Below are 21,608 nucleotides of genomic sequence, written 5' to 3' on the forward strand. Positions count from 1 at the left end.
TGTTACGGGGCTTGGGCCAGCTTTCACGCGTCTTCGGCGACCCCCTGCAGCACACTGTCGCCGTTGACGGTGCCATTCAAAGCCGAAGCGTCCCGCGGTACCTCGAAGGCCGGCAGCGCGGCACCTACCGTGGCGACGGCGTTGCGCGCGGCCTCCATCCGGGCCAATGCCGCCTGGGTGAACACCGACAACCCCAGGTCGGGGTTGTATCCGTGGATCTCTTTGACGTCGAGCTGGGCAAGAAAGTAGATGATCTCCTTGGAAACCAGTTGACCCGGCACCAGTACCGGGAAGCCGGGCGGGTAGGGCACCACGAACGTGGTGGATACCAGAGTCTTGCCCTCAGCCAGCCGGCGCCCGGCCAAGCCGATCTGCACGTACTCACGGTCGGCCTCTTCGTAGCCGGCGTAGAAAGCCGACCGCATGTCACCGAAAGAGCTGGCGTCGTCGGGGCGGAAGGCAAGGTCGAACTCGCTGAAATCTGGTAGATGCGGCAGATCCTGCGTGATCTCCTCGACGTGGCGTCGGTGTAGAGCAAGGTCGGCCCCGCTGGCCGCCTTCTGGCTGCGGTCCAGATCGATCGCCACCCGACGCAACACATCGAGCAGATAGTGCACGCTCGACCAGGTGACGCCGATCGTGAAGATCAGCAACACGCTGTTGATAGACGTTTTGTTGATCTGGATGCCGAATCGCTCCATCAGGATCTTCTCGCGGAAGTCGTACCCGTTCATCCCGGTCGCCCCGATAAACAGGGTGAGCCGCGTCGGATCGAGCACGAATTGATCGGACCGCCAGGCTTCGTTCCAATCGGCCAGAGCCCCCTGCCTGACCTGACGGTACGAGCTGACCGTCGAGGACCGAAAGGCATCGGGAACCAGGTCGGACTCGTCAAGGATGCGGAACCACTTGCTGATCAGCCGGTCTTTGCGGACGCGATGGCGGAACACCAGCGCCATGTTGTAAACATGGCGGACCAGCTCGAACCCTTCGATGTCAACCTGTCGGCGCGCCAAGTCCAACGAGGCGAGAAGTTGCTGGTTGGGCGAGGTCGAGGTGTGGGTCAAGAATGCCTCACCGAACGCGTCCCGGGTGAGCGCTTTGAAATCCTGGTCGCGCACGTGGATCATCGATGCCTGCCGTAGCGCGGACAGCGACTTGTGAGTCGAATGCGTCGCATACACTCGGACCCGAGCGCGGTTGGGGTCTGGCAACAGCCGGTGATCAACCCACTCGGAGCGGTCCACTCCGTCCATCGACGCACACCAATTCCGGTATTCCTCAGCGTATTCCGCAGTGGACAACATCTGCTCGAGTCGCTCGGCAGCAATCATCGCGGTCCGCTGCCGGGCCCAGGGCACCGCCGTCGCAAACGCATACCACGCCTCGTCCCACAAAAAGCAGATGTCCGGTTTGATCGCTAGCACCTCCTCCATCACCCGGCGCGGGTTGTACACCACGCCGTCAAACGTGCAGTTGGTGAGCAACAGCATGCGCACCCGGTGCAGCTGTCCGGCGGCCTCGAGGTCCAGCAGCGCCTGCTTGATGGTGCGCAACGGCACGGCACCATAAATCGCGTACTGCGGCAGCGGATATGCGTCGAGGTACATCGGGTACGCGCCGGCAAGTACCAGGCCGTAGTGGTGCGACTTGTGGCAATTGCGGTCGATGAGCACGATGTCGCCGGGGCGGGTCAGGGCCTGCACGACGATCTTGTTGGCGGTCGATGTTCCGTTGGTGACGAAGTAGGTCTGGTTGGCGTTCCAGGTCACCGCGGCTTTGTCCATCGCCGTCTTGATGTTGCCATGCGGGTCCAGCAGCGAGTCCAGTCCACCAGAGGTTGTCGAGGTCTCGGCCATGAAGATGTTGCGGCCGTAGAACTCGCCCATGTCGTGCAGTGACTTGGAGTTGAAGATGCTGGCGCCGCGCGCGACGGGAAGGGCATGAAATTGGCCGACCGGCGCCGCCGCATAGGCCCGCAGCGCATCGAAAAACGGTGTGGCATAACGGTTTCGTAAACCCGCGAGCACCGTGCTGTGCAGGTCGGTGACGTCGTTGAGCCGGTAGAAGGTGCGGTCGTAGACGTCGGGCTCGTCCTGGGTCTCGGCGGCGATCGACTCGTCGGTGAGCAGATAGAGGTCGATGTGGGGCCGCAACTCACGGATCCACTCGGCGCATTCCACCCAGTCGTGGGTCTCGTTTGCCACCGCTTCGTCGCCATCGGTGCCCAGCAGCGTGGTCATCAGCGGCACCCGGTCGCGGGACCGCAGCGGCAGGTCGTGACGGATGATCGCCGCCTGAATCTCGCCATTCAGCGCCACCGCGGTGATGGCATCTTCGATGCTGGCCACCACGAGCAACTCGAACTGCACCTCGTCGGCCGGATTGCGCAACTGCCGCAGGCACTCGGCCAAGCTGTCCGGAGCCGTCGCCGGGGAGTCGTCGGCGAGCAGCACGGTGTAGAACTGCTGCTGTTTGGCCTGCGCTACCAGCTCCTGCTCCGCCAGTGACGCGGAGGTGTCGAACAGCGCTGTGCGGTCGCCGTATTCGGACAGCAGTCGTACGGCCAACGACACTTCCTCGGTAAGCCGCACCGTGGAATGACTATCCAGATGAGCGCGGAAAGTCGCCAGATTCTGTGCCCCCGGATACAGCCAGTACCGCTCATAGGCGCCGATGCGGTCCATCAGCCGCTTCGCCCGAGCCACGTCGTGTGTGGTGTCGAGCCCGGCGAGGTCGACCTCCGCCAGGTGACGACACGCGTCATCGAGCAGGTTCCAGGTGTCCAGGCGGGTGTAGGACGGGTTGGCCACCGCGGCCAGCGCGGAGACATGCAGCCGTCGCGGGCGGACGCTGTTTGGGTTCATGTCGTCACCTGTTCTCTGGTGCGGGTAGCGCCGTAGAGTGCAACCAGGCAATTATCGCGCGCAGGACCGGGTCAGTCAGCTAAGTCGTCGCTGTCCGCGATCCGCCGATTAGCCCGATTCCCGGAGTTGTCCACCCAGCGCAGCACCGGCAGCTGCGAAAGCTCCCGGCGGCGTGCCGGCAGATCGGTGACGTCACCCAGCGAGCGCACCACGGCCTGCGTCAGGCCCATGATGGCGGCCATCACCGGTAGCAGCGGCTGCAACGGCTTTGCCGCCGTGCGAACAGTGCTGATGCGGCGTGCCAAGATCAGGCGTTCGATCGCGTGATACAGCCAGGCGCCGACACCCAGCGCGTAGATCGACATTGCCGAGGCGACAATGGTCAGCCCGTAGGCGGCGCACACCACGGCACCGAGCACCACCGTCGCAGCCAGGACGGCCGCGACCACGACGCGCAGCTCGAGCCGGGTCATCACGCCCCCCCACGCACCGCTTGAGCGGCCGCACGCAGCTGCGGGGTCACCAGCATGACCTGGCCCAGCACCCCGTTGACAAAGCCCGGCGAGTCGTCGGTCGACAGCTCCTTGGCCAGCTGGACGGCCTCGTCGACGACCACCGGCTCCGGCACATCCGCCGCGTGGAGCAGCTCCCATACCGAGACGCGCAGAATGGCGCGATCCACGGCGGGCAACCGGTCCAGCGTCCAGCCCCGCAGATGCGCGGTGATCAGGTCGTCGATGTGGGCGGCGTGTTCACTGACCCCTCGAGCCACCGCGGCCGTGTACGGATGTAGCCGGGCAATGTCGGGCTTCGCTTCGGCCAGCGCGGCACGGGTGTCGACCACCTCGGCCGCGCTGATGCCGCGGACCTCGGCCTCGAACAGCAGGGCCACCGCGCGCTTACGGGCCTGATGTCGTCCGCGAACCGGCTTTCTGTCCGACATCGTCAGGCGTTGACCCGGCCCAGGTAGCTACCGTCGCGCGAATCCACCTTTAGTTTGTCTCCGGTATTGATGAACAGCGGCACGTTGATCTGGGCTCCGGTCTGAAGGGTGGCCGGCTTGGTGCCCGCGCTGGACCGGTCGCCCTGCAAGCCGGGCTCGGTGTGAGTGACCTCGAGCTCGACGGTCACCGGCAGCTCGATGTATAGCGGCACGCCGTTGTGGAACGCCACCTGCACCGGCATGCCCTCCAGCAGGAACCGTGCCGCGTCCCCGACCAGGGCCTCCGGCAGCGGGTGCTGCTCGTAGTCTTGGCTGTCCATGAACACGAAGTCCGAGCCGTCGCGGTAAAGGTAGGTGGTATCGCGCCGGTCGACGGTGGCGGTGTCCACCTTCACCCCGGCGTTGAACGTCTTGTCGACGACCTTGCCCGAGAGCACGTTCTTCAACTTGGTGCGCACGAACGCCGGACCCTTGCCCGGTTTGACGTGCTGGAACTCGGTGATTGTCCACAGCTGGCCGTCGATTACCAGGACCAGCCCGTTCTTGAAGTCAGCAGTGGTCGCCACGTGGGTCTCCTACAGAATGGCCAGTTCTTTGGGGAACCGGGTCAACAATTCCGGGGTCTGCCCGGCGGTTTCAGGCATTTTCGGCGTCCCGCCAGCCACTACCAATGTGTCCTCGATGCGGACACCGCCGCGGCCGGGTAAATAGACACCGGGCTCCACGGTCACCACGGAGCCCGCCAGTAGTGTACCGGCGGATGTGACCCCGATGCCCGGCGCTTCATGTATCTGCAGGCCAACACCGTGTCCCAGTCCGTGACCGAAGTGCTCGCCGTAGCCGGCGTCGGCGATCAGCTGGCGCGCTGCAGCGTCCACCCCCCGCAGCTCGGCACCCGGCAGCAACGCCTGCCGACCGGCCTGTTGCGCCTCGGCCACCAGCTGATAGATCTCTAGCTGCCAGTCGGCGGCCTTGCCCAACACGAAGGTGCGGGTCATATCGGAGTGGTACCCGGCGACCAGGGCGCCGAAGTCGATCTTCACGAAATCGCCGACCTGCAGCACCGCGTCGGTCGGCCGGTGGTGCGGGATCGCCGAATTGGCCCCGGCAGCCACGATCGTCTCGAATGACACCGCGTCAGCGCCATGATCGAGCATCAGGGCCTCCAGCTCGCGGCTCACCTGCCGTTCGGTTCGGCCCGGCCGCAGGCCGCCGCGGGCCACCAAGTCGGTCAGCGCGGCATCGGCTGCTTCGCAGGCTAGTCGCAGCAGCGCCAGCTCGCCGGCGTCTTTAACCTCGCGCAGTGACTCCACAGTTCCGGATGCCCGCACCAACTCGGTGTTCTTGCCCTCCAGCGCGCCCGCCAAGGCGTCCAGGCCGTCCACCGTGACCACGTGGCTCTCGAAGCCCAGCTTTCCCACGCCGGCCTCGCCGGCCCGGCCGGCCAGGTAGCGCCCGACCGCGCGCTCGATAGCCACTTCGAGGTCGGGCGCTTGCGAGGCGGCCTGAGTGCGGTACCGGCCGTCGGTGGCCAACACGGCATCGCGCTCATCGGCGAACACCAGCAATGCGCCGTTGGACCCGCTGAAGCCTGATAGATATCGCACGTTTATCAGGTCGCTGATCAGCATCGCATCCAACCCGGAGGCAGCGATTTGTGCTTTCAGCTTGTCTCGACGCTGGGAATGTGTCACGACCCTTGACGGTACTCGCTACGCTGAATGCCCATGACTAACTGGATGCTGCGCGGGTTGGCGTTCGCCGCCGCGATGGTGGTTCTCCGCCTGTTCCAGGGGGCATTGATCAACGCGTGGCAGATGCTGTCCGGGCTGATCAGCCTGGTGCTACTGCTGCTCTTCGCGATCGGAGGGGTGGTGTGGGGTGTGATGGACGGGCGCGCCGACGCCAAGGCGAGCCCTGACCCCGACCGCCGCCAAGACCTGGCCATGACCTGGCTGTTGGCCGGCCTGGTAGCCGGCGCGCTCAGCGGCGCGGTGGCCTGGCTCATTTCGCTGTTCTACAAAGCGATCTACACCGGGGGCCCAATCAACGAGCTGACCACGTTCGCGGCCTTCACCGCGCTCATCGTCTTTCTGGTCGGGATCGTCGGGGTAGCCGTGGGCCGGTGGCTGGTGGACCGGCAGCTGGCGAAGGCACCGGTGCGACACCACGGGCTTGCCGCTGAACACGAGCGGGCCGCCGACACCGATGTATTCTCCGCCGTTCGCGCCGACGACAGTCCGACCGGGGAGATGCAGGTCGCGCAGCCTGAGGCACAAACCGCGGCCGTCGCCACGGTCGAACGTGAGGCACCCACCGAGGTGATCCGCACCACCGAAAGCGATACACCCACCGAGGTTATCCGCACCGACACCGAGGCGGACCAGACCAAGCCCGGCGACGAGCCCAAGAAGGATTAACCCTCACGTCCCGACATGCTCAGCTAGGTACCGCAGGGCCAGCAGGTAGCCCTGGATGCCGAGCCCGACGATCACCCCGGTCGCGATGGGGCTGAGGTAGGAGTGGCGGCGGAACTCCTCACGCGCATGCACGTTGGAGATATGCACCTCGATCAGCGGAGCGCTCAGCTCCGCGCAGGCATCGCGCAGTGCCACCGACGTGTGCGTCAGACCGCCGGCGTTGAGGATCACGGGTTCGGCCGCATCGGCGGCCTGATGAATCCAGTCCAGCAGCTGGGCTTCGCTATCACTTTGCCGCACAACGGCTTTGAGTCCGAGCTCGGCGGCCTCACGCTCGATCAGAGCGACCAGCTCGTCGTGGGTGGTGCCGCCATAGACGGCGGGCTCGCGCCGGCCCAACCGGCCCAGGTTGGGGCCGTTGATCACGTTCACGATCAGTTCGCTCATGGGGCGCAAACTCCGGCGTAGGCGGTTACCAGCAGACCGGGGTCCGGTCCCACCATTCGGCCCGGCTTGGCCAATCCGTCGAGCACCACGAACCGCAACACACCCGCCCGAGTCTTCTTGTCGCCGGCCATGATTTCCAGCAGCTGGGGCAGCGCGTCCGGGTCGTAGCTGACCGGCAATCCCAACGAGGACAGGATGGTGCGGTGGCGCTGCGCGGTCGCGTCGTCGAGCCGCCCGGCAAGCCTGGCCAGCTCGGCCGCGAACACCAGCCCCACCGACACGGCGGCGCCGTGGCGCCACCGGTAGCGTTCCCGGCGCTCGATCGCGTGGCCTAATGTGTGGCCGTAGTTGAGGATTTCGCGCAGCTCGGATTCCTTTTCGTCGGCGGCGACCACCTCGGCCTTGACGGTGATCGCGCGCCGGATCAGCTCGGGCAGCACGTCGCCGGCCGGGTCGAGTGCGGCCTGCGGGTCAGCTTCGATGAGATCCAGGATCACCGGGTCGGCGATGAAGCCGGCCTTGACCACTTCGGCCATGCCGCAGATCATTTCGTCGCGTGGCAAGGTTTGCAGCGTCGCCAGGTCCACCAGGACCGCCAACGGCTGATGAAACGCCCCGACCAGGTTCTTGCCGGCGTCGGTGTTGATGCCGGTCTTGCCGCCGACGGCCGCATCGACCATGCCCAGCAGTGTGGTGGGCAGGTGCACAATCGAGACGCCGCGCAGCCAGGTGGCCGCCGCGAACCCGGCGACGTCGGTGGCGGCCCCGCCGCCGAGGCTGACCAGGGCGTCTTTGCGGCCGATTCCGATGCGGCCCAACACCTCCCAGATGAATCCCACGACGGGCAGGTCCTTGCCGGCCTCGGCGTCGGGGATCTCGATGCGGTGCGCGTCGACGCCCTTGCCGGCCAAGCGCTTTCGGATCTCTTCCGCGGTCTCGGCTAGTCCGGGCTGATGCACGACGGCGACCTTGTGCCGGTCGGCCAGCAGGTCTTCCAGCTCGTCGAGCAGGCCGGTACCGATGACCACCGGGTATGGCGGATCGACGGCCACCTGCACGGTCACGGGTGCGCCGATATCGGTCATGTGGCCGCCTCGCTGGGGCTGGGAACCTGCAGCCGCGACAGGATATGGCGGACCACCGCCCCGGGGTTGCGGCGATTGGTGTCCACTCGCATGGTCGCGACGCGCCGGTACAGCGGTGCCCGCTTGGCCATCAGCGCGCGGTATTTTTCGGCGCGGTCGGGGCCGGCCAGCAGTGGGCGCACGGTGTTGCCGCCGGTGCGGCGCACGCCCTCGGCGGCGCTGATCTCCAGGTAGACGACGGTGTGGCCGGCCAGCGCCGCGCGCACACCGGGGCTGGTCACCGCGCCGCCGCCGAGCGACAGCACACCGTCGTGGTCGGCCAGTGCCGCGCGCACCACGTCCTCCTCGATACGTCGGAACTCCTGCTCCCCGTCGGTGGCGAAGATGTCGGCGATGCTGCGTCCGGTCCGCTGCTCGATCGCGACGTCGGTGTCGAGCAGGCCGACCCCGAGCGCCTTGGCCAGCCGGCGCCCGATGGTGGACTTGCCGGAGCCCGGCAGGCCGACGAGAACCGCTTTGGGTGCCATCTGTTAACCGGAGACCCGCGCGGCCGGTGCTTCGCGGTCGGCGACGCTGCGCTGGTAGGCGGCGATGTTGCGCTGGGTTTCGGCCAGCGAATCCCCGCCGAATTTTTCCAGCGCCGCCCGGGCCAGCACCAACGCCACCATGGTCTCCACCACGACCCCGGCCGCCGGCACCGCGCACACATCCGAGCGCTGATGGATGGCGACGGCCTCATCGCCGGTCGCCAGGTCGACGGTGGCCAGCGCGCGCGGCACCGTGGAGATCGGCTTCATCGCCGCACGCACCCGCAGCGGCTGCCCGTTGGTCATCCCGCCTTCCAGCCCCCCGGCCCGGTTGGTGGAGCGGACGACGCCGTCGGGCCCGGGGTACATCTCGTCGTGGGCGCGGCTGCCGCGGCGGCGCGCGGTCTGGAATCCGTCGCCGATCTCCACGCCCTTGATCGCCTGGATGCCCATGACGGCGGCGGCCAGCTGGCTGTCGAGCCGATGGTCGCCGCTGGTGAACGACCCCAGCCCCACCGGCAGGCCCAGCGCGACCGCCTCCACCACGCCGCCGAGGGTGTCGCCGTCTTTCTTGGCCGCCTCGATTTGGGCGATCATGTCCGCCTCGGCGGCCTTGTCGTAGGCGCGTACCGGGCTGGCGTCGATGGCGGGTAGGTCCTCGGCCCGCGGCGGCGGACCCTCGTAGGGTGCCGACGCGCCGATCGAGATGACGTGGGAGAGCACCTCGACACCCAGCGCCTGCCTCAGGAATGCCCGTGCGACCGTGCCCGCCGCGACCCGGGCGGCGGTCTCGCGGGCGCTGGCCCGCTCCAGCACCGGCCGCGCGTCGTCGAAGCCGTATTTGAGCATGCCCGCGTAGTCGGCGTGGCCCGGCCGCGGCCGGGTGAGCGGGGCGTTGCGTGCGACGTCGGCCAGCTCGGCGGGGTCGACCGGGTCGGCGGCCATCACGGTCTCCCATTTGGGCCATTCGGTGTTGCCGATCTCGATGGCGATGGGCCCGCCCAGGGTGCTGCCGTGGCGTATCCCGGACAGCACGGTCACCGCGTCGCGCTCGAACGTCATCCGTGCGCCGCGGCCGTAGCCCAGCCGGCGTCGGGCCAGCTGGTCGGCGATGTCGGCCGAGGTGACGTGCACGCCGGCGACCATGCCTTCGACCACGGCCACCAAGGCGCGGCCGTGTGACTCCCCCGCGGTGATCCAGCGCAACACCTGACCATCTTCCCATGCGCCGCCGGCGGCCACCGCACGTCAACGCACCCACTCCGTGCGATCGCGGTGATGTGCGGCCCCCCGGATGCCCCGCTAGCATCCCTGGCGTGGAAGTGGCTGGCGGCACCCGGGCCCGGCTGCGGGTCACAGCCGATGGTTTGCAGGCGCTGGCCGGGCGGTGCGCGACCCTGGCCGGCGAATTGTCGGCCGCGGTCGCGCCGTCGGGGGCGGTGTTGTCGTGGCAGGCCAACGCGGTCGCGGTGAACGCCGCGCATGCCCGCGCGGGTGCGGCCGCCGCGGCTGTGAGCGCCCGAATGCGGGCCACCGCCGCCGCGCTGGGGCAGGCCGCCCGCCGGTACGCGGGCCAGGACACCGCAGCGGCGGCCGCCCTGGGGGCGGTACGCCCGTGGGGGACCCACTGATGGCTACGTCGGGGCTGCCGCCGCTGTCGGCGGTGCAGTCGACGAGCTTTGCGCATCTGAGCGAGGCCGCCGCCCACTGGCGGCGGCTGGCCACGCGGTGGGAGCGCGCCTTAGCCGAGGTGCGCGATTCGATGCGCCGACCCGGCGGCACCGACTGGGAGGGCCAGGCCGCGGCCCGCGCCCACTACCGGTCGACCGTCGACGTGGTGACGATCGGTCGCGCGGTGGACCGGCTGCATGACGCCGCCGCCGTCGCCGGCCGGGGGAAGACCAGCTGGAGGCCAACCGGCGGGCGGTGCTGGACGCTGTCAGCGACGCCCGCCGGGACGGGTTTGCCGTCGGTGAGGATTACACGGTCACCGACCGCTCCACGGGTGGCTCACGCCAGCAGCGGGCGGCGCGTCTGGGCCAAGCCCAGGGGCACGCCGACTTTATCCGGCATCGGGTGGGCGCGCTGCTGGCCACCGACCGCGATATCGCGACCCGGGTCAGCGCCGCCACCCAAGGCCTCGATGAGCTGGCGTTCGAAGACGTGCCCGGGGTCGACACCCCGGCCGAGGATGGGGTGCAGGCGGTGGATTTCCGCCAGGCCCCGCCACCGGGAGCCCCCGGGGGCATGTCCTCCGGCGACATCGACGCGATCGACGCGGCCAATCGCGCCCTGCTGCAAGACATGCTGGCGGAGTACAGCCGGCTGCCCGACGGGCAGGTGAAAACCGACCGGCTGGCCGACATCGCGGCCATCCAAGAGGCGCTGAGGGTGCCCGACTCGCATTTGATCTATGTGGCCAGGCCGGACGACCCCGCCGACATGATCCCGGCGGTCACCGCGGTCGGCGATCCGTTCACCGCCGATCACGTGTCGGTGACGGTCCCCGGGGTGTCGGGAACCACCCGTCAGACCATCGCCACCATGACCCAAGAAACCCGTGGGCTACGAGAAGAAGCGAGAGTGATCGCCCACAGCGTGGGTGAAAGTGAGAATGTGGCGACCATAGCGTGGGTGGGGTATCAGCCGCCGCCGGTGCTCGCGTCGTGGAACACCGTTGATGACGATCTCGCGCAGGCCGGCGCTCCGAAGTTGGAGGCGTTTTTGCGGGATCTGCAGGCGGGATCGCACAATCCGGGTCACACGACGGCGTTGTTCGGGCATTCCTACGGGTCGTTGCTGTCGGGGATCGCGTTGAAGGATGGCGCCAGTTCACTGGTCGACAATGCGGTGCTGTATGGCTCGCCGGGGTTTGACGCGACCTCACCGGCCAAGCTGGGCATGAACGACCACAACTTCTTCGTGATGACCACACCCGATGACCCCATCCGGTATCCGGCGCGCCTGGCACCCCTGCACGGGTGGGGATCAGACGGCGCCGACACCATCGGCACTGTAGGCCGCCAAGGCACCCCTGCACGGGTGGGGATCAGACCCCAACGAGATCATCGCCGGATCCCCGGACCGCTACCGCTTCACCCATCTGCAGACCGACGCGGGATCCACTCCGCTGGGTGATCACAAGACCGCCGCCAGCGGGCACTCGCAATACGGCCAAGACCCGCTGCAACGGATGACCGGCTACAACCTGGCGACCATCCTGCTCAACCGGCCCGATCTGGCGGTGCGCGAAAGCCCACAGCAGTGATCGCACCACAACCGATTTCCCGAACGCTCCCGCGGTGGCAGCGCATCGTCGCGCTGACCATGATCGGCATATCAACCGCCCTGATAGGTGGCTGCACCATGGATCACAACCCTGACACATCACGGCGCCTGACCGGCGAGCAGAAGATCCAGCTCATCGACAGCATGCGCAACAAGGGCTCCTACGAGGCCGCCCGGGAGCGCCTAACCGCCACCGCCCGGATCATCGCCGACCGCGTCAGTGCGGCCATCCCGGGCCAAACCTGGAAATTCGACGACGATCCCAACATACAACAGTCTGACCGAAACGGAGCACTGTGCGACAAGCTCACCGCGGATATCGCGCGGCGGCCGATCGCCAACAGCGTAATGTTCGGCGCCACGTTCTCGGCCGAGGACTTCAAGATTGCCGCCAATATCGTGCGGGAGGAAGCCGCCAAGTACGGTGCGACCACCGAGTCGTCGCTATTTAACGAATCGGCCAAGCGCGACTACGACGTGCAGGGCAACGGCTACGAATTCCGACTCCTGCAAATCAAATTCGCCACACTTAACATCACCGGCGATTGTTTTCTGTTGCAGAAGGTGCTCGACCTGCCGGCCGGACAACTCCCCCCGGAACCACCCATCTGGCCAACGACCTCGACGCCACATTGATCGCACCACAACCGATTCCCCGAACGCTCCCACGGTGGCAGCGCATCGTCGCGCTGACCATGATCGGCATATCAACCGCCCTGATAGGTGGCTGCACAATGGGCCAAAACCCCGACAAATCACCGCACCTGACCGGCGAGCAGAAGATCCAGCTCATCGACAGCATGCGCCACAAAGGCTCCTACGAGGCCGCCCGGGAACGCCTCACCGCCACCGCCCAGATCATCGCCGACCGCGTCAGTGCGGCCATCCCGGGCCAAACCTGGAAATTCAACGACGACTCCTACGGCCAAGACTTCTATAGAAATGGATCGTTGTGTAAGGAACTCAGTGCCGATATCGCCCGGCGGCCGATGGCCAAACCGGTTGACTTCGGTAGCACATTCTCGGCGGAAGACTTCAAGATTGCCGCCAATATCGTGCGAGAGGAAGCCGCCAAGTACGGTGTGACCACCGAGTCGTCGCTGTTTAACGAATCGGCCAAACGCGACTACGACGTGCAGGGCAACGGCTACGAATTCAACCTGGGCCAAATCAAATTCGCCACACTTAACATCACCGGCGACTGTTTTCTGTTGCAGAAGGTGCTCGACCTGCCGGCCGGACAACTCCCCCCCGAACCACCCATTTGGCCGACGACCTCGACGCCAACCCCGTGAGCACCACCATCGTTGCTGGCGTGATCCAGGGTCACCTGCCGGTGATCCTGCCCACGCGCAGGCGGGCTCGCGATCTCGGGCACACGACGGCGTTATTTCGGGCGCAAACGCTCCAATGCATATATCTCAGTATCGAATACCTATATGTTTGCTCCATGTCTCGGCGTACAACGATCGACATCGATGACATACTGCTGGCCCGCGCGCAAGCGGCGCTCGGTACCACCGGGCTGAAGGACAGGGTCGATGCCGCTTTGCGAGCCGCGGTGCGCTAGTCGGCGCGCACTCGGCTCGCCGCGCGAATCGCCTCGGGTGCCGGCATCGATCGGTCCGAGGCGCTGCTTGCCCAGACGCGTCCCGCGCGGTGATGGTGTTCTGCGTCGACACCAGCGCGTGGCATCACGCGGCGCGGCCGGAAGTTGCGCGCCGATGGTTGGCGGCCTTGTCCGCGGACCAGATCGGCATCTGCGACCACGTGCGGTTGGAGATCCTGTACTCGGCGAACTCCGCTACCGACTACGACGCGCTCGCCGACGAACTCGACGGCTTGGCCCGTATACCAGTCGGTGCCGAAACCTTTACGCGCGCATGCCAAGTCCAGCGTGAGCTTGCCCACGTCGCCGGTCTGCATCACCGCAGCGTGAAGATCGCCGATCTTGTCATCGCCGCGGCGGCCGAACTTTCAGGCACCATCGTGTGGCATTACGACGAGAACTATGACCGGGTCGCCGCCATCACCGGCCAACCTACGGAGTGGATCGTGCCGCGCGGGACCCTTTAACCGCTGATAGGCGCCATCACTGGATGTATGGTGATGTCATGCGGACTCAGGTGACCCTGGGCAAAGAGGAGCTTGAGCTGCTCGATCGTGCCGCCAAGGCGAGTGGCGCATCGCGGTCCGAACTCATCCGACGCGCAATTCACCGTGCCTACGGGACTGGATCCAAGCAGGAACGGCTCGCCGCGCTCGACCACAGCCGTGGCTCGTGGCGAGGACGGGACTTCACCGGCACCGAGTATGTCGACGCCATTCGGGGCGACCTCAACGAACGACTTGCTCGGCTCGGTCTGGCGTGAAGCTGATCGACACCACCATCGCGGTCGACCACCTTCGCGGCGAACCCGCGGCAGCCGTGCTGCTCGCCGAACTGATAAACAACGGTGAGGAGATCGCGGCCAGCGAGCTGGTCCGATTCGAACTCCTCGCCGGTGTGCGGGAAAGCGAACTCGCGGCGCTCGAGGCCTTCTTCTCGGCAGTGGTGTGGACCCTGGTGACCGAGGACATTGCCCGGATCGGCGGACGACTCGCCCGTCGATACCGGTCCAGCCACCGCGGTATCGACGACGTGGACTACCTGATCGCTGCGACCGCCATTGTGGTCGACGCCGACCTGCTCACCACCAATGTGCGCCACTTCCCGATGTTCCCGGATCTGCAGCCGCCGTACTGAGCACTCCCTGGGGCATCAGCCTTGGTCGGCGATGAGTTGTTCGATGAGCTCGACGATGCGCTGTTGGCCGGCGGCGGCCCCGTCCAGCTTGCCTCGCATCTCGGTGAATCCGTCGTCGACTCGACTAAAACGTTCTTCTACGTGACTGAAACGTTCGGTCATCTCTTCCCGCAGGGCGGTGAAATCTTCTCGCAGGGCGTTGAAGCTACCGATTGTAGCTCGCCGGAAGTCGCGGAACTCGCCAACGAACTCCGTGACATCGCGATCGGCCGCGCCGGCTAGCACGCGAGCGGCGGCGGCATCCTGTTCGCTGGCCCGCACGCGGTCAGCCAGCTCACGCACTTGGGATTCCAGCGCGGTGACCCGTTGTTCGAGGTTCTCGGGCAGCACGAGCGAATCCTACCGCGATTCAACGCAACGCAGCCCTGTCCCGGGCGGACACCGGCATTGGGTGCACGTCGGATAAGCAGGGCTGAGCGGGGCTCGGCTCTACTCGGGTCTTACCTCGACAAATCCGGCCGCGCTGAAGTCACCATCGAAGGCATACGCATTTTGGATGCCTTTCTTTCGCATCACCGCGAAGCTCGTGGCATCGACGAACGAGTACTCTCGCTCGTCGTGGCGTACAAGCCATTCCCATGCCTGCTCTTCCAGGTCGGCTGTTACGTGCTCGACGCGAACGACGGTGCTCAAGCGGATTGCAGCGGCGGCAACCGCCGCGCGGTGACCGCAGCGCCGGTTGAGCAGCGTCCAGGTCTCGCCCAGGACATGGTTGGAGGTCATCACCACGGGCGGTTTGCTGGCCCACAACCTCTTCGCGGTGCCGTGCCGAGCGTCGCCGGCGTTGCCAAGTGCAGCCCAGAAGGACGTGTCGACGAAGATCATTCGTGCTTTCCGTAAACCACGTCGTCGACGGACGCGGACAAGTCGGCTTCCCCCACGAACGATCCGACGAAGGCATCGACCGGATCTGGGCCCGGCTGCCGGAGGTGCTCAGCGACGTACTCCCGGATCAGCGCCGCCTTCGACGTCCGCCGCCGTCGCGCTTCAACAGCAAGCGCTCGGTCAACGTCTTCGTCGATGTAGATCTGCAGCCTTTTCACATGGCAAATATACGCCACTAGCATAATGCTGTATACATCGGTAGCCGAGAATCGGATGCTTGCCGCTGGCTGCCGAGTTTGTTGAACTCGCCGCCGTGGTGACCTGGATGAAGTGTGCCCGCCGAAACTGCCGCCGCCCGACTAGGCGACTGGCCAAAGCGATGACAGTGCTGACTTCTGTACAGGGGCGAAGCGAGTGTCCGCCCCTTTACGCGCGTCGTAATCAGCCGCTGAGTTCGCCATGGTTCCCATGCAAGATCGCTCACGTTCGAGCCCGGCGCGCGGTGACCGACATGAAACTCCCGTTACGAGCAAGCATGCGGCAACGCCGCCTCGACGGCGACGGTCCAAGCTGTCCTCTGAACGAATCAGGTTGCGCTAAGCCAAGATTCGTTGTCAAACGACCTCTGGTCTACACTGATATCGCGCCAATCTCAGCCCAGCAGCGCCAACCCCACCGCCCCCAGGCTGGCCACACACATCGACGGCCCGTGCGGCAGGGTGCGGACACCCCATGGCGTCACCATCACGCCGCACACCGCGGTCAGCAGCGGCGCGGCCAGCGCCGCCAGAAACCACACCTCGACCCCGAAGCAGCCGGTCAGCCCGCCCAGACCGATCGCCAGCTTGACGTCACCGGCGCCCATCGCGGCGGGCAAAGCCAGGTGCACCAGCAGGTACACCCCGGCCAAGGCGGCCGCCCCGGCCAGCGCCGGCACACCGCGGCCGGCAAGGCCCGCGAAGAGCAGGATCACCCCCGCCCCGGGCAGGGTGAGCCAGTTGGGTAGCCGGCGCTGCCGGACGTCGCAAACGCACAACACTCCCATCCAGGCCAACACCGCCGCCGCCAGCATGCTGGGGCACGCTAGTCCAACGCGGCCAGCGCGCAAGTCATCGCTTCGCGGGGGGCGGGTAGCCCGGTGAACTGCTCCACCTGCGCGAACGCCTGATGCAGCAACATCTGCAGCCCGCTGATCACCCGCCCGCCCGCCGATCCGACCGCGGCGGCCAGCGGTGTGGGCCACGGATCGTAGATGGCGTCCAACAGCACCGGGATCGCGGCCAAGGTGCCGGCATACCCCGCGGCCACCTCCGCTGGAATGGTGCTGACCAGCACTTCCGCGGCGGCCACCGCATCGGCCAACCCACCGCTGTCGAACGCGCAGAACCGGGTCGCCACGCCGACCCGTGTGCCCAGGTCCACCAGCCGGGCCGCCTTGTCCGAGTTGCGCGCCACCACGGTGATGTCGGTGACCCCGAGTTCGGCCAGCCCCACCACGGCCGCCGGTGCGGTCCCCCCGGACCCCAGCACCAGCGCGTGTCCAGCAGCCGCCCCCAACGCCCCGGCCACCCCGTCGATGTCGGTGTTGTCGGCCCGCCAGCCATGCGGCGTCCGAACCAGGGTGTTGGCCGAACCGACAAGGTCCGCGCGTGCGGTGCGCTCGTCGGCGAACCGCAGGGCGGCGAACTTGCCCGGCATGGTCACCGAAACACCGACCCACTCCGGTCCGAAACCACCGACCACGACGGGCAACTCGGCCGCACCGCATTCGATGCGCTCATAGGTCCAGTCGTGCAGCCCCAACGCCCGGTAGGCGGCCAGGTGCAGCTGCGGGGAGCGGGAATGCGCGATCGGCGAACCAAGCACGCCGGCTTTTTTGGGACCTTCGCTCATCGCGCGCTGTCGAGGACACCGTTGTGTTTGGCCAGCTCGATGTTCGCCAGATGCTGCTGATAGTCCCTGGTGAACAGCGTCGTGCCCTGGGAATCGATGGTGACGAAGTACAGCCAGTCGCCAGGTACTGGATGCTCGGCGGCGCGCAGCGCGTCGACGCCGGGCGAACAGATCGCGGTGGCCGGCAGCCCCTGGGCCATGTAGGTGTTCCACGGTGTGCGCTGGGCACGGTCGGTGTCGCTGGTGGCCACCTCACGGCGATCCAGCGGATAGTTCACGGTCGAGTCGAACTCCAACGTGCGGTGTTCGTGCAGCCGGTTGTAGATGACCCGGGCCACCTTCGGGAAATCCTGGGTGTTGGCTTCCTGCTGCACCAGCGAGGCCACCACGAGAATGTCATAGGGCGACAGGCCCAGCGACTTTGCGGTGTCTACCAACCCGGATTTCATGTACTCCACGGCGCCGGCGCTGATCAAGGTCGCCAAGATGGTTTCAGCCGATGCCGACGGGTCGATGTTGAAGGTCCCCGGTGCGATCAGCCCCTCGATCCGGCGATGGTCAGTGCCCAGCTCCATCACCGGCCCAACCGCCCAGCGCGGCACTGACAGCATCGTCGGCGTGCTCCTGCTCGCCGCCGCGCGGAGGTCGGCCACCGAGACGCAGCGTTGGGTACCGTCGAGATCCACACAGGTGGCACGGGAGATCAGCGCGAATATGCCAGGATTCACCACGTTGGTCTTCATGTCGGTGGTGTCGTCGAGCTGACGCCCTTCCGGTATGACCAACTTCCCCACCCGGTTGTGCGGATCGGTAAGCCGCGCGACAGCGGAAGCCGCCGAAATCTCGGTTCGCATCCGATAGAACCCGGGTTGGATCGAGGAAATCGCGGTGTTGCCGTGCGCGGCATCGACGAATGCTCGGACGGTGGCCACTACACCGTGTTTGAGCAGCGTCTCCCCGACCGCCGTGGTCGAGTCACCGGCCCTGATCTGAATCACGATGTCTCGCTTGCCGGGACCGGTGTAGTCGTTACCGAAGCCCAACATGGTCTGCCACAACTTGGCGCCGACGACGACGGCCACCACCACCACCACGACGAGCAGGCTCAGGGCAAATCCGCCGGCGACGCGCCGTCGCCGGCGGATTTGTTGGGCGTGTCGGCGCTGAGCGCGGCTGACTCGGGTCCTGCGGTGCCGGTTCGGTCTTACCGACACCGGCTGGGCGCGGTGGCGGTGGCCACCGTCAGGCATCGGAGCCTTCTTGAGTCCCGGCCATCGCCGCGAGACGTTCATCCAGCCAGCTCTGCAGTATTGCCACTGCGGCCGCTTGGTCGATCACCGCACGCTGCTCGGAGGCCCGCACCCCCGCCTGCCGCAAAGATCGTTGAGCACTGACCGTGGTGAGCCGCTCGTCGGCCAGCCGCACCGGCGTAGGAGAAACACGGCGTGCCAGCGCCTCGGCCAGTTCGATTGCGTCTTGGGCCGAGCGGCCGATGCGGTCGGCCAGCGTGCGCGGGAGCCCGACGATCACCTCGACCGCCTCCAACTCGGCGGCCAGCGCAGCCAGCCTGCGCAGGTGCTTGCCGGAACGATCGCGGCGCACCGTTTCCACCGGGGTGGCCAAGATCGCGTCCGGGTCGCTGCAAGCCACGCCGATACGCGCGGCGCCCACGTCGATACCGAGGCGTCGTCCCCGTCCAGGGTCGTGCGCTGGATCGCCGGGCCGGTCGGGCGGGCGGTGCTGTGCTGGGACCACTCAACCGACCCGCGCTATCACGGCGATCTCGGAGCGGACCGCGTCGAGCGCGGCGTCGATACCGGTCGGATTCTTTCCCGAGCCCTGCGCCAGGTCCGCCTTACCGCCACCGCGGCCTTCGACCGCCACCGCAAGTTGTTTGACCAGGTCGTTGGCACGGATTCCGAGGTCCTGGGCAGCGGGATTGGCCGCGACCGCATACGGCACAGTTTGGCTTTCGCCCTCGGCAATCAGCGCCACCACCGCCGGCTCGCTACCCAGCTTGCCGCGGATGTCGCCGATCAACGACCGCAGGTCTGCCGCGGTCATCCCGCCGGACATTCGCTGCGCCACCAAACGGACGTTACCGATCCGCTGAGCCCCGGCGGCGGCATTGGTGGCGGCTGCCCGGGCGCTGGCCATCCGGACACGTTCGAGTTCCTTCTCGGCGGCCCGCAGGCGCTCCACTAGATTGGCCACCCGGGCCGGTACCTCTTCGGACGGCACCTTCAGTGACGAGGCCAACCCGGCCATCAACGCACGCTCCTTGGCCAGGTGACGAAACGAATCCAACCCCACGTAGGCCTCCACCCGGCGCACCCCGGAGCCGATCGACGACTCGCCCAGGATCGTCACGGGACCGATCTGCGCCGTGTTGCTCACATGGGTGCCGCCACATAGCTCCAGCGAGAACGGTCCACCCATCTCCACCACCCGCACTTCGTCGGGGTAGCTCTCGCCGAACAGCGCGATGGCACCCATCGCCTTGGCCTTGTCGAGCTGTTCGGTGAACGTGCGCACCTCGAAGTCCGCTTGCACGGCCTCGTTGGTGACCTCTTCGACCTGGGTGCGCTGGTCGTCGGTCAACGGACCCTGCCAGTTAAAGTCGAAGCGCAAATATCCCGGCCGGTTCAGCGATCCCGCCTGAACCGCGTTGGGCCCCAGCACTTGTCGCAGCGCGGCATGCACCATGTGGGTGCCCGAGTGGCCCTGCGTGGCACCCCGGCGCCACCCGGGATCCACCGCCGCGATTACGGTGTCACCCTCGACGAATTCCCCGGATTCCACGTTGACTCGGTGCACCCAAAGCGTTTTGGCGATCTTCTGCACGTCGGTAACCGCGGCCCGGGCAGCTTCGCTGGAACCGGTTCCGCTGATGGTGCCCTCATCGGCGATCTGCCCACCCGATTCGGCGTAGAGCGGGGTGCGATCTAAGACAAGTTCGACACGCTGCCCTTCCCCGGCTCCGCCGGCTACACCGTGCGCCACCACCGGAACCCGCTTACCGTCGACGAAGATGCCCAGAATCCGCGCCTGGGAACGCAACTCGTCGAATCCGGTGAACTCGGTGGCGCCGGCGTCAACCAGCTCGCGGTAGGCGCTCAGGTCAGCATGCGCGTGTTTGCGCGCGGCGGCGTCGGCCTTGGCACGGCGGCGCTGCTCGGCCATCAGCTCACGGAACCCGATTTCGTCTACCTGCAGACCGGTTTCGGCCGCCATCTCCAGCGTGAGCTCGATCGGGAACCCGTAGGTGTCATGCAACGTGAAAGCGTCCGATCCGGACAGCACGGTGGCTCCGGATTTCTTGGTGGAGCTAGCCACCTCCTCGAACAGCCTGGAACCCGACGCCAGCGTGCGGTTGAACGCCGTCTCCTCGGCGACCGCGATCCGGCTGATCCGCTCGAAGTCGGCGACGAGTTCGGGATATGACGGGCCCATCGCGTTGCGCACCGTGGCCATCAGGTCGCCAACGATCGCAGCGTCGATGCCCAGCAGCTTGGCGGAGCGGATCACCCGACGCAGCAGCCGGCGCAGCACATAACCGCGACCGTCGTTGCCGGGGCTGACGCCGTCACCGATCAGGATCGCGGCGGTGCGGCTGTGGTCTGCGATGATGCGGTACCGCACGTCGTCTTCGTGGTTGCCGACGTCGTAGGCACGCGCGGCGACCCTGGCCACGGTATCGATGACCGGCCTGAGCAGGTCGGTCTCGTAGACGTTGTGCACGTCTTGCAGCACCAGCGCGATCCGCTCGACGCCCATGCCGGTGTCGATGTTCTTGCGGGGCAGCGGCCCGAGGATCTGGTAGTCCTCCTTGGTGGTTCCCTCTCCGCGCTCGTTCTGCATGAACACCAGGTTCCAGACCTCGAGGTAGCGGTCTTCGCTGACGATGGGACCGCCTGCGGGACCGAATTCGGGTCCGCGGTCGTAATAGATCTCCGATGACGGCCCGCACGGTCCGGGAATGCCCATCGACCAGTAGTTGTCGGCCATGCCGCGGCGCTGGATTCGCTCCGCCGGCAGCCCGGCAACCTCCTGCCATAGCCGGACAGCTTCGTCGTCGTCGAAATAGACTGTCGTCCAGATTCTTTCCGGGTCCAGGCCGTAGCCGCCGGCGGCGAGGCTGTTGGTCAGCAGTGCCCAGGCCAGTTCAATGGCCCCGCGTTTGAAATAGTCGCCGAAGCTGAAATTGCCGGCCATCTGAAAAAACGTGTTGTGCCGGGTGGTTATGCCCACCTCGTCGATATCGGGGGTACGGATGCACTTCTGGATGCTGGTGGCCGTCGGGTACGGCGGCGTGCGCTGTCCCAAGAAGAAAGGCACGAACTGGACCATCCCGGCGTTGACGAACAACAGGTTGGGGTCGTCGAGGATCACCGAGGCGCTGGGCACCTCGGTGTGGCCCGCCTTCACGAAATGATCGAGGAACCGCTTCCTGATCTCGTGTGTCTGCACTCTACGTTCTTCCTTGATCCGTGGTTAAGTCCATTAC

The 21,608-nt window shown here is 66.6% G+C and carries 26 protein-coding genes; 9 read left to right on the plus strand and 17 right to left on the minus strand.

Annotated elements, in window-relative coordinates; genetic code table 11:
- Positions 1-23: 23 nt before the first annotated feature.
- The 5 genes from Rv2531c to pepQ form a co-directional block, all read right to left on the minus strand.
- Positions 24-2,867: an amino acid decarboxylase gene (locus tag Rv2531c; RefSeq protein ID YP_177889.1), complete on the minus strand. Its 2,844-nt coding sequence runs from the start codon at positions 2,865-2,867 to the stop codon at positions 24-26.
- A gap of 71 nt (positions 2,868-2,938) precedes the next feature.
- Positions 2,939-3,340, minus strand: a complete 402-nt coding sequence (locus tag Rv2532c; RefSeq protein ID NP_217048.1) for a hypothetical protein — start codon at positions 3,338-3,340, stop codon at positions 2,939-2,941.
- Entirely contained in the window at positions 3,340-3,810 is a 471-nt protein-coding gene (gene nusB, locus Rv2533c) for a N utilization substance protein B (protein NP_217049.1), read from the minus strand. Before nusB ends, Rv2532c begins: the two co-directional genes overlap by 1 nt.
- Before the next feature lie 2 nt (positions 3,811-3,812).
- Positions 3,813-4,376, minus strand: coding sequence for an elongation factor P (gene efp, locus Rv2534c; protein NP_217050.1), 564 nt, complete (start codon positions 4,374-4,376; stop codon positions 3,813-3,815).
- A gap of 9 nt (positions 4,377-4,385) precedes the next feature.
- Positions 4,386-5,504 (minus strand): cytoplasmic peptidase PepQ, encoded by a 1,119-nt coding sequence (gene pepQ, locus Rv2535c; protein ID NP_217051.1) that lies wholly within the window; start codon positions 5,502-5,504, stop codon positions 4,386-4,388.
- Positions 5,505-5,537: 33 nt separating this feature from the next.
- On the opposite strand from pepQ, the gene Rv2536 reads away from it, so the two are divergent.
- On the plus strand, positions 5,538-6,230 hold the full coding sequence (locus Rv2536; protein ID NP_217052.1) for a transmembrane protein: 693 nt from the start codon (positions 5,538-5,540) through the stop codon (positions 6,228-6,230).
- A 3-nt stretch (positions 6,231-6,233) separates the two neighbouring features.
- Here the strand turns inward: Rv2536 and aroD are convergent, their stop codons facing one another.
- From aroD to aroF, 4 genes are read right to left on the minus strand one after another with little or no spacing between them, the layout of a single operon-like run.
- Complete coding sequence (aroD, locus tag Rv2537c) at positions 6,234-6,677, minus strand: 3-dehydroquinate dehydratase (protein ID NP_217053.1); 444 nt, start codon at positions 6,675-6,677, stop codon at positions 6,234-6,236.
- Positions 6,674-7,762, minus strand: coding sequence for a 3-dehydroquinate synthase (gene aroB, locus Rv2538c; RefSeq protein NP_217054.1), 1,089 nt, complete (start codon positions 7,760-7,762; stop codon positions 6,674-6,676). Before aroB ends, aroD begins: the two co-directional genes overlap by 4 nt.
- The gene (aroK, locus tag Rv2539c) at positions 7,759-8,289 is read right to left on the minus strand and encodes a shikimate kinase (RefSeq protein NP_217055.1); all 531 of its coding nucleotides are present in this window, start codon (positions 8,287-8,289) and stop codon (positions 7,759-7,761) included. Before aroK ends, aroB begins: the two co-directional genes overlap by 4 nt.
- Positions 8,290-8,292: 3 nt before the next feature.
- Positions 8,293-9,498 carry a chorismate synthase gene (aroF, locus tag Rv2540c; RefSeq protein ID NP_217056.1) on the minus strand — a complete coding sequence of 402 codons (1,206 nt, stop codon included), beginning with the start codon at positions 9,496-9,498 and terminating at the stop codon, positions 8,293-8,295.
- Positions 9,499-9,512: 14 nt separating this feature from the next.
- Between aroF and Rv2541 the strand changes: the two genes are divergently transcribed.
- The 8 genes from Rv2541 to vapC19 all read left to right on the plus strand — a co-directional run bounded on the left by Rv2541 (position 9,513) and on the right by vapC19 (position 14,323).
- The gene (locus Rv2541; protein ID NP_217057.1) at positions 9,513-9,920 is read left to right on the plus strand and encodes a hypothetical protein; all 408 of its coding nucleotides are present in this window, start codon (positions 9,513-9,515) and stop codon (positions 9,918-9,920) included.
- Between the two features lie 295 nt (positions 9,921-10,215).
- Positions 10,216-11,427 (plus strand): hypothetical protein, encoded by a 1,212-nt coding sequence (locus tag Rv2542; protein ID NP_217058.1) that lies wholly within the window; start codon positions 10,216-10,218, stop codon positions 11,425-11,427.
- Between the two features lie 126 nt (positions 11,428-11,553).
- Complete coding sequence (gene lppA, locus Rv2543) at positions 11,554-12,213, plus strand: lipoprotein LppA (protein NP_217059.1); 660 nt, start codon at positions 11,554-11,556, stop codon at positions 12,211-12,213.
- Positions 12,210-12,872: a lipoprotein LppB gene (lppB, locus tag Rv2544; RefSeq protein ID NP_217060.1), complete on the plus strand. Its 663-nt coding sequence runs from the start codon at positions 12,210-12,212 to the stop codon at positions 12,870-12,872. Before lppA ends, lppB begins: the two co-directional genes overlap by 4 nt.
- The gene (gene vapB18, locus Rv2545; protein NP_217061.1) at positions 12,869-13,147 is read left to right on the plus strand and encodes an antitoxin VapB18; all 279 of its coding nucleotides are present in this window, start codon (positions 12,869-12,871) and stop codon (positions 13,145-13,147) included. The genes lppB and vapB18 overlap by 4 nt, the downstream gene beginning before the upstream one ends.
- A 92-nt stretch (positions 13,148-13,239) precedes the next feature.
- Positions 13,240-13,653, plus strand: coding sequence for a ribonuclease VapC18 (vapC18, locus tag Rv2546; protein NP_217062.1), 414 nt, complete (start codon positions 13,240-13,242; stop codon positions 13,651-13,653).
- 38 nt (positions 13,654-13,691) lie between these two features.
- Entirely contained in the window at positions 13,692-13,949 is a 258-nt protein-coding gene (gene vapB19, locus Rv2547; protein NP_217063.1) for an antitoxin VapB19, read from the plus strand.
- Positions 13,946-14,323, plus strand: coding sequence for a ribonuclease VapC19 (gene vapC19 / locus Rv2548; RefSeq protein NP_217064.1), 378 nt, complete (start codon positions 13,946-13,948; stop codon positions 14,321-14,323). Before vapB19 ends, vapC19 begins: the two co-directional genes overlap by 4 nt.
- 15 nt (positions 14,324-14,338) lie before the next feature.
- On the opposite strand, the gene Rv2548A is transcribed toward vapC19, so the two are convergent.
- The 8 genes from Rv2548A to alaS all read right to left on the minus strand — a co-directional run bounded on the left by Rv2548A (position 14,339) and on the right by alaS (position 21,571).
- Complete coding sequence (locus Rv2548A) at positions 14,339-14,713, minus strand: hypothetical protein (RefSeq protein ID YP_004837057.1); 375 nt, start codon at positions 14,711-14,713, stop codon at positions 14,339-14,341.
- Positions 14,714-14,812: 99 nt separating this feature from the next.
- Positions 14,813-15,208: a ribonuclease VapC20 gene (gene vapC20 / locus Rv2549c; protein ID NP_217065.1), complete on the minus strand. Its 396-nt coding sequence runs from the start codon at positions 15,206-15,208 to the stop codon at positions 14,813-14,815.
- Positions 15,205-15,450: an antitoxin VapB20 gene (vapB20, locus tag Rv2550c; RefSeq protein NP_217066.1), complete on the minus strand. Its 246-nt coding sequence runs from the start codon at positions 15,448-15,450 to the stop codon at positions 15,205-15,207. The genes vapC20 and vapB20 overlap by 4 nt, the downstream gene beginning before the upstream one ends.
- Before the next feature lie 410 nt (positions 15,451-15,860).
- Positions 15,861-16,280: a hypothetical protein gene (locus Rv2551c; protein NP_217067.1), complete on the minus strand. Its 420-nt coding sequence runs from the start codon at positions 16,278-16,280 to the stop codon at positions 15,861-15,863.
- A gap of 11 nt (positions 16,281-16,291) precedes the next feature.
- Entirely contained in the window at positions 16,292-17,101 is an 810-nt protein-coding gene (aroE, locus tag Rv2552c; protein NP_217068.1) for a shikimate 5-dehydrogenase, read from the minus strand.
- On the minus strand, positions 17,098-18,351 hold the full coding sequence (locus Rv2553c; RefSeq protein NP_217069.1) for a membrane protein: 1,254 nt from the start codon (positions 18,349-18,351) through the stop codon (positions 17,098-17,100). Before Rv2553c ends, aroE begins: the two co-directional genes overlap by 4 nt.
- Positions 18,344-18,856 carry a Holliday junction resolvase gene (locus Rv2554c; RefSeq protein NP_217070.1) on the minus strand — a complete coding sequence of 171 codons (513 nt, stop codon included), beginning with the start codon at positions 18,854-18,856 and terminating at the stop codon, positions 18,344-18,346. The genes Rv2553c and Rv2554c overlap by 8 nt, the downstream gene beginning before the upstream one ends.
- Entirely contained in the window at positions 18,857-21,571 is a 2,715-nt protein-coding gene (gene alaS, locus Rv2555c; RefSeq protein NP_217071.1) for an alanine--tRNA ligase, read from the minus strand.
- Positions 21,572-21,608: the final 37 nt, after the last annotated feature.

It is taken from the genome of Mycobacterium tuberculosis H37Rv (genome assembly GCF_000195955.2).
In the GTDB taxonomy this organism is placed as follows: domain Bacteria; phylum Actinomycetota; class Actinomycetes; order Mycobacteriales; family Mycobacteriaceae; genus Mycobacterium; species Mycobacterium tuberculosis.